A 6,739-nucleotide genomic window follows, 5' to 3' on the forward strand; every position below is an offset into this window, starting at 1 on the left:
CACCTACATCTTCATCGATGGGACCCTGGTGGGCGGGACTTCGATCGGTTCCACGGGGCGCTTCGGGACGACCATTCCCAAGCAGCCCGCCGATGGCCCGCACCGCATCGAGGTCGCGGCCGAGTACCTGGGTGCGTGGAGCTCCACGACCGCCGCCAGGAACTTCACCCTGGATACCGTGGCTCCCCCGACGCCGGTCATCCTCGTGCCCGCTCCAGACTCGTGGGTCGCCAGTACGACGCCCACCTTCTCCGGTACCGCGGAGCCTCTCAGCAAGCTGAGCCTCAACGTCTCCACGAGAGGGAACTTCACGGCCACCACCGATGCATCCGGTCACTGGAGCTTCACCATGCCCAGTGCCCTCGATGATGGGCTCGACTACATCTTGTCGGTCAGGGCCACCGATGCCGCCAGCAACGGCAGTGACCTCGCTACCGTCAGCTTCATGGTGGACGCAACGGTGCCGGAGACAACCCTCGGTCAGACTCCCTCGGACCCAAGCACGAGCTCCAGCACCACCTTCACCTTCTCGTCGAACGAGACAGGTGCTGGCTTCGAGTGCAGCGTGGATGATGCGGCCTTCACGGCCTGCACGAGCCCGGCCACCTTCACCCTGTCCGACGGGCAGCACACCTTCCAGGTTCGTGCTCGGGACCTGGCGGGCAACGTGGATGCCACTCCGGCCTCGTTCTCCTGGACCCTCGACACGGGTGCTCCGGATGTGACGATCACCGAGAAGCCGGCCAGCGTGACGAACGCGACGAGCGCGAAGCTCGTCTTCGGGTCGACCGACCGTGGGTCGAGCTTCGAGTGCAGCGTCGATGGTGCCGCCTTCTCGTCGTGCACCTCCCCGGTTGACCTCACGGGCCTCGCCGAAGGCAAGCACTCCTTCAAGGTGCAGGCGCGCGATGTGGTGGGCAATGTCTCGACGGCTCCCGCCACCTGGGAGTGGACGGTCGATGTCACCGCTCCCGTGGCTCCGGTGATCACTGCTCCCACCGAGGGTCAGGCGTTCGAGTCCGGCACCGTGTCCATCACGGGCACGGCCGAGGCGGGCAGCAAGGTGCGGGTCTTCATCAAGGGAACCGAGGCGGGTTCTGTCACGGCGGATGGCTCCGGCAACTGGAGCTTCACTCCGGCCACCGCGTTCGCCAATGGCAGCTACACCGTCAAGGCCACCGCCACCGATGCGGCGAATAACGTCAGTGCCGAGTCAGGTGAGCGTACCTTCACGGTCGACGTCAAGTCTCCGGGCACGGGTGGTGGTGGTGATGAGCCCGAGAGCTGCGGCTGCTCGTCGCCCGCCGGTGACCCGGCCTCGGCGCTGATGGCGCTGGCGGGGCTCGCGGCCTTCGTGTCGCGCCGCCGCCGCAAGTAGGCGTGTTGCTCGGGGCCGCGCTCTCCACACTGGAGCGCGGTCCCTCATGAAGAAGGGGCTCCCCGGTGCTCGTAATCGAGCGCCGGTGGAGCCCCTCTCATTTCAGTGCGCTGCTCAGTTGTGCGGGACGGGCGTCTCGGGGCCGGCGGCCACCGCGGCGCCCTCCGAGGGCTTCGCCTCCGAGGTCGGCGTCTCGGGCCCCGAGGCCACCGCGCCCGCGGGCGTGTGCTTCGGCGGCCCCGCCAGCTGCGTCATCAGCGCCGTCATCCGCCGGGCGAAGCGGTTGGGATCCTCCACGCTGCTGCCCTCGGTGAGCAGCGCCTGGTCGTAGAGCAGCTCCACCCACTCGGCCACCTGCGCCGAGCCCGGCTCCTTCTCCTGCACCGCCTTGAGGTGCTCGATGATGGGGTGCGTGGGGTTCACCTCCAGAATCCGCTTCATGTGCGGCACGCTCCGGCCCCGCTCGCGCAGCAGCCGCTCCACGTACGCGTGCGAGCCGCCCTCGGGCACCACCAGGCAGCACGGCGAGTCCGTCAGCCGGTCCGACACCCGCACCTCGCGCACCTGCTCCTTGAGCACTTCCTTCATCCGCTCGGCCAGCGGTCCCAGCCCCTTGGCGCGCTGCTCCTTCTCGCGCTTCTCCTCCTCCGTCTCCTTGAGCTTCAGGTCCGCGTGCATCGCCGACACCAGCGGCTTGCCCTGGTACTCGCGCAGCCCCTGCGTCGCCCACTCGTCCACCGGGTCCGTCATGTACAGCACCTCGTACCCGCGCTTCTTCAGCGCCTCGAGGTGCGGCGAGTCCACCACCGCCTTCCGCGTCTCGCCGAAGATGTAATAGATGGCCTCCTGGCCCTCCTTCATCCTCGACACGTAGTCGGCCAGTGACGTGAGGCCCTCCTCGCGCGAGCTCTCGTAGCGCACCAGCGCGCCCAGCTTCTCGCGGTGCTCGGTGTCGGCGACGAGCCCCTCCTTCAGCACCGTGCCGAAGCCCTGCCAGAACGTCCGGTAGTCCTCCGGCTTGTCCTTGGCCAGCTTCTCCAGCATGTCCAACGTCTTCTTCGTCACGTGCTTGTGGATGGCCTTCACCACCGACGAGTCCTGCAGCAGCTCGCGCGACACGTTCAGCGGCAGGTCGTCCGAGTCCACCACGCCCCGCACGAAGCGCAGCCACTGCGGCAGCATCTCCTCGCACCGGTCCATGATGAGCACCCGCTTCACGAACAGCCGCACCCCGCGCTGCTGCGGGCTGTTCAAATCAAAGGGCGGGTGCTTGGGCAGGAAGAGCAGGCCGGTGAAGACCTGGTTGCCCTCGGTCCGGAAGTGCGTCCATGCCAGCGGCGCCTCCCAGTCGTGCGTCAGGTGCTTGTAGAACTCCTGGTACTGCTCGTCGGTGATGTCACTCTTCGAGCGCTGCCAGAGCGCGCTCGCCTTGTTCACCACCTCGAGCTGCGTCTCGGTCTTCTTCGCGTCCCCCTCGCCCGTGGTCTTCTTCACCTGGAGCTTGATGGGGTGGTTCACGTAGTCCGAGTACTGCGTCACCAGCTCGCGCAGGCGCCACTCGCCGAGGAACTCCTTCTGGTCCTCCTTCAGGTGCAGGGTGATGGAGGTGCCGCGCGTGGCGCGCTCGGCCGGCTCCACCGTGAAGCTGCCCTTGGCGTCCGAGCTCCACCTCCAGGCCTGGCCGTCCTTGCCCGCCGCCCGGCTCACCACCTCGACGCGGTCCGCCACCAGGTAGGCGCTGTAGAAGCCCACGCCGAACTGGCCAATCAGGTTGACGTCCTTCTGGCCCCGCTGCGCCGCCAGCTCCAGGAACTCGCGCGAGCCCGAGTGCGCGATGGTGCCCAGGTTCTTCACCAGCTCGTCATGCGTCATGCCGATGCCGCTGTCCTCAAGGGTCAGCGTGCCCTTCGCCTCATCCGGCAGCAGGTGGATTTCGAGCGGGGCGCCGCCTTCGAGCAGCTCGGGCTCGGTGACGGCGCGGAAGCGCAGCTTGTCGAGCGCGTCGGACGCGTTCGACACGAGCTCGCGCAGGAAGATTTCCTTATGGCTATAGAGGGAGTTGATGACCAGGTTCAGGAGCTGGTTGATCTCCGCCTGGAACTTGTGGGTTTCCCGCGGGGTGTCGACGGACATGGTTCCTCCGGGCGCCCCCATGGGGACGCGAACCCCCTCCCTGTAACCATGAATCGCACGCTGTCCAGCCGCCCCCCACGGGTCCGCGCCATACCGCCGGGGCTCCAGCCAGGAAGGCCGGCGTGGAGCAGGCAGGCAGGGGCTCGTGCTGCTCGCCGGTGCCCGGTTGTCCTAGGCTGCGCCTCCCGTGACTCGGGAGGACATCTTGGACGCGACGACAGCACCGCAGTTCGGCCCGCCACAGGGGGAGCAGGAGCTCGCCGCGGCGGAGGACATCGTTTGCCAGGCCTTCGCCATGCCCCCGGAGGAGGGTCCCGCCTGGAGGAAGCGGATTGAAGCCGGCGGTGCCCAGCTCCGGGTGCTGCGCGAGGGCGGTTCCGTGGCCGCCACGGTCGCCCATTTCTCCATGGGCCAGTGGTTCGGCGGGCGGAGCGTGCCCCTGGTGGGTATCGCCGGAGTCGGCGTGGCGCCCGCTCGCCGGGGGCAGGGCACGGGCACCCGCCTCATGCAGACGTGCCTCCGGGAGTTGCGCGCCCAGGGCGTTCCCCTCGCGGGCCTCTATCCCGCCACCCAGCCCCTCTACCGCCGCGTGGGCTTCGAGCAGGCAGGCTCGCGTCATGAGATTCGCGTGCAGCTCTCGGGGCTGGACTTCCAGGAGCGCTCCCTCTCGCTGCGGCCCATCCAGGAGGCCGACCTGCCGGCCATTCATGACGTCTACCGCCGCCACGCCCAGCGCCAGCAGGGGTGGCTCGATCGCGGCACGTACATCTGGAATCGCGTCCTGAGGCCCCGGGGCGAGCCCACCGCCTACGGCTACCTCGTGGAGGGCCACGCTGGAGTGGAGGGCTACCTCTACCTGTCGCGCCGGGTGGCCCCTCACGGGCTGCGTCAGGAGCTCAGCCTCTCGGACCTCGTCGCGCTCACCCCGGCCGCGGGACGGCGGCTGCTGAGCTTCATCGGAGACCACCGCTCGCTGGCCGACGAGGTGGTGTGGCGCGGCGGCGCGGCGGATCCGCTCCTCTTCCTCCTGCGCGAGCAGACGTACCAGGTGAAACACCTCTTCACCTGGATGCTCCGCGTGCTGGACGTGCCCGCGGCGCTCCAGGCCCGTGGCTACCTGGCCGGGCTCTCGGGGGCGCTGCACCTCGAGGTGGATGATGACCTCTTCCCGGAGAACCGCGGCCGCTTCGTGCTGGAGGTGGAGAACGGCGAGGCCGAGGTGCGCCCCGGAGGAGATGGGGACATGAAGCTGCACGTGCGGACGCTCGCTCCGCTCTACAGCGGCTTCCTCTCGCCCGCCGCCCTCCAGGCCGCCGGGGTGCTCGAGGCCGACGACGTCTCCCTGCGCACGGCCACCGCGCTCTTCTCCGGGCCGCCGCCCGCCATGCCCGACATGTACTGAGCCTCAGGGCACCCACGCCCCGAGTCCCGCCGGGGCTCCGCCACAGGCCTCGCGCAGCCGCGCGAGCGCCTCGTCATAGGTGAGGGTCTGCGAGGCCTCCTTCACCGTGGGCGAGACCCAGTCCCTCCAGGAGCGCAACACGGTGACGTGGCGGCCGTCCTCGAGCTCCGTCTCCGAGACGTGCACGAGCAGCCGCTCCTCCAGGGCCTCGCGCGCCTTCGTCCACGGGCCCTCCTTGTCCAGGTGCACCACCCTGTCCCGCTCCACCGCCGTGAGCAACTCGCGGGCCTGGGGCGAGAGGCCCGCCAGCGTGCGGCGGCGGCGCGAGGGCTCCATGGCCACGCGGTACACCGCCGGCCACAGCGAGGGGTCCACGAAGGCCACCTTGCCCTCCACCAGCCTCACGGAGAGCACCTCGTCCGAGGCCCTCAACATGCGGCCGAGCCGGTACATCAGCCGGCCCTTGGCATGGCTCCGCCAGCTGCCGCGCACCGGGCCTCCCGCCACGGCCTCGACGAGCGAGGGCGTCCCGCTGGCCGGCACCTCGGTGACGACCCGCTTCTGATGGATGAGCTCCAGTGCGTCGTGCTCGGTGCGAACCACGCTCGTGCTCCTCGCGGAAGGGTTGCGCTCAACCGCCGTGGTGGGCCGGGGCGGCCTTCATCATCGGGCAGTTGCCCGAGCTCATCATCCCGGCATGAGCCCGGACGCTCTCTCTCAGGGCATCGCGCTGCGAGGCGTCCACCGGCGTCAACACCAACCGGATGCCGTCCGGCACCTCCTCGGTGGTGGCTCGCGAGGCGGGCATGTGCATGCCCTGGTGCATTCCCTCGCCGTGCTCGCCACAGGCGCAGGCCTGGCCACCCTGGCCCTCGTGCGGGCCGCAGGCGCACGCCGCGCCCTTCTCGTCATGCCCGGCGCAGCTGCACCCCTGGCCCTCGTGCTGCTGGCCACAGGCGCACCCGGAGCCGCCCTGGCCCTCTCCCTGTCCGGCCGCGTGACCGGGACAGCTGCAGGCCTTGGCCTCGCCCTCGTGCTGGCCGCAGGCGCAGCCGCCCGCCGCTCCGTGCTCGTGCATGCCGGGCCCGCCGTGGTGGGCGTTGTGCATGTCCGCCATGGCGGTGACGCGCCGCCGCAGCTCCGCCACGTCCCCCTTCGTGGTGAAGGTCAGCGCCGCGCCCTGGTCCGTGTCCGACGCCTCCACCTTCGTGTCCTTCACCTGCATGGGGCACATGGCCGCCATGCCTTGCATCCCCTGGGCGGTGGAGGAGGTGTCATCCGCTCGGCTGCTGGCCTGGGAGCCAGCACAGCCAGCGAGTGCCAACAGCGCGGTAGTGGAAAGGGCGAAGATCAGGGTCCGGACGTTCATTCGAAGCTCCTCCAAGCCTCAGGGTAGGGAGCCGGGTGCGGCCGGTGCACGAAGGCCGCCTGCCCGTCCGAGGGGTTTGCGTCCAGGCCCGCGCGCGGGCGCCCTCGTGAAGGCAGCGCCCGCGGGTCTCATGGAACGCCGTGCTCAGGTGGCCTGGGTGCCTGGAGACGCCACGGGGGCCGCGGCCGCGGGCTTGGAGGCCCCGGCGGAGACGGGCGCATCGGCGTCCGCGCCCACGTGCATGCGGTGCTTCACCTCGGCGTAGCGCCTGGCGGCCTCGGGCTCGGGAGAGACGAGCGACACCACCCAGCCCACGAAGAAGGACAGCGGCATGGTGATGATGCCCGGATTCTTCAGCGGGAAGAGCGCCTCCTTGTGGCCCAGCAGGTCCACCTGCACCGTGGGCGACAGGAAGATGAGCAGCACCGCGCTCACCGAGCCGGTGATCATGCTCGCC

At 69.8% G+C, this 6,739-nt stretch carries 5 protein-coding genes and 1 pseudogene; 2 read left to right on the forward strand and 4 right to left on the reverse strand.

Annotated elements, in window-relative coordinates; genetic code table 11:
• Positions 1-1,378: Ig-like domain-containing protein (locus tag ACJ8AN_RS33680; RefSeq protein WP_407759656.1), on the forward strand; the 1,378-nt coding region annotated here is incomplete at its 5' end.
• 114 nt (positions 1,379-1,492) lie between these two features.
• On the opposite strand, the gene htpG is transcribed toward ACJ8AN_RS33680, so the two are convergent.
• A complete protein-coding gene (htpG, locus tag ACJ8AN_RS33685; protein ID WP_407759657.1) occupies positions 1,493-3,511 on the reverse strand; it encodes a molecular chaperone HtpG in 2,019 nt (672 codons plus the stop codon).
• Between the two features lie 205 nt (positions 3,512-3,716).
• Between htpG and eis the strand changes: the two genes are divergently transcribed.
• Positions 3,717-4,913 carry an enhanced intracellular survival protein Eis gene (gene eis, locus ACJ8AN_RS33690; protein WP_407759658.1) on the forward strand — a complete coding sequence of 399 codons (1,197 nt, stop codon included), beginning with the start codon at positions 3,717-3,719 and terminating at the stop codon, positions 4,911-4,913.
• A 3-nt stretch (positions 4,914-4,916) separates the two neighbouring features.
• On the opposite strand, the gene ACJ8AN_RS33695 is transcribed toward eis, so the two are convergent.
• The 3 genes and pseudogenes from ACJ8AN_RS33695 to ACJ8AN_RS33705 form a co-directional block, all read right to left on the reverse strand.
• Positions 4,917-5,516, reverse strand: coding sequence for an RNA methyltransferase (locus tag ACJ8AN_RS33695; RefSeq protein ID WP_407759659.1), 600 nt, complete (start codon positions 5,514-5,516; stop codon positions 4,917-4,919).
• Between the two features lie 28 nt (positions 5,517-5,544).
• Positions 5,545-6,282 carry a hypothetical protein gene (locus ACJ8AN_RS33700; RefSeq protein WP_407759660.1) on the reverse strand — a complete coding sequence of 246 codons (738 nt, stop codon included), beginning with the start codon at positions 6,280-6,282 and terminating at the stop codon, positions 5,545-5,547.
• 144 nt (positions 6,283-6,426) lie between these two features.
• Positions 6,427-6,739 (reverse strand): annotated as a pseudogene (locus ACJ8AN_RS33705) (cation acetate symporter); the annotation flags it as partial.

The sequence above is a fragment of the Archangium sp. genome, assembly GCF_045802675.1.
In the GTDB taxonomy this organism is placed as follows: domain Bacteria; phylum Myxococcota; class Myxococcia; order Myxococcales; family Myxococcaceae; genus Archangium.

What these genes read in the sequence shown, in the direction of transcription:
- ACJ8AN_RS33700 (WP_407759660.1), bottom strand. Translation starts at nt 6,282, where the DNA reads ATGAACGTCCGGACCCTGATCTTCGCCCTTTCCACTACCGCGCTGTTG.
- htpG (WP_407759657.1), bottom strand. Translation starts at nt 3,511, where the DNA reads ATGTCCGTCGACACCCCGCGGGAAACCCACAAGTTCCAGGCGGAGATC.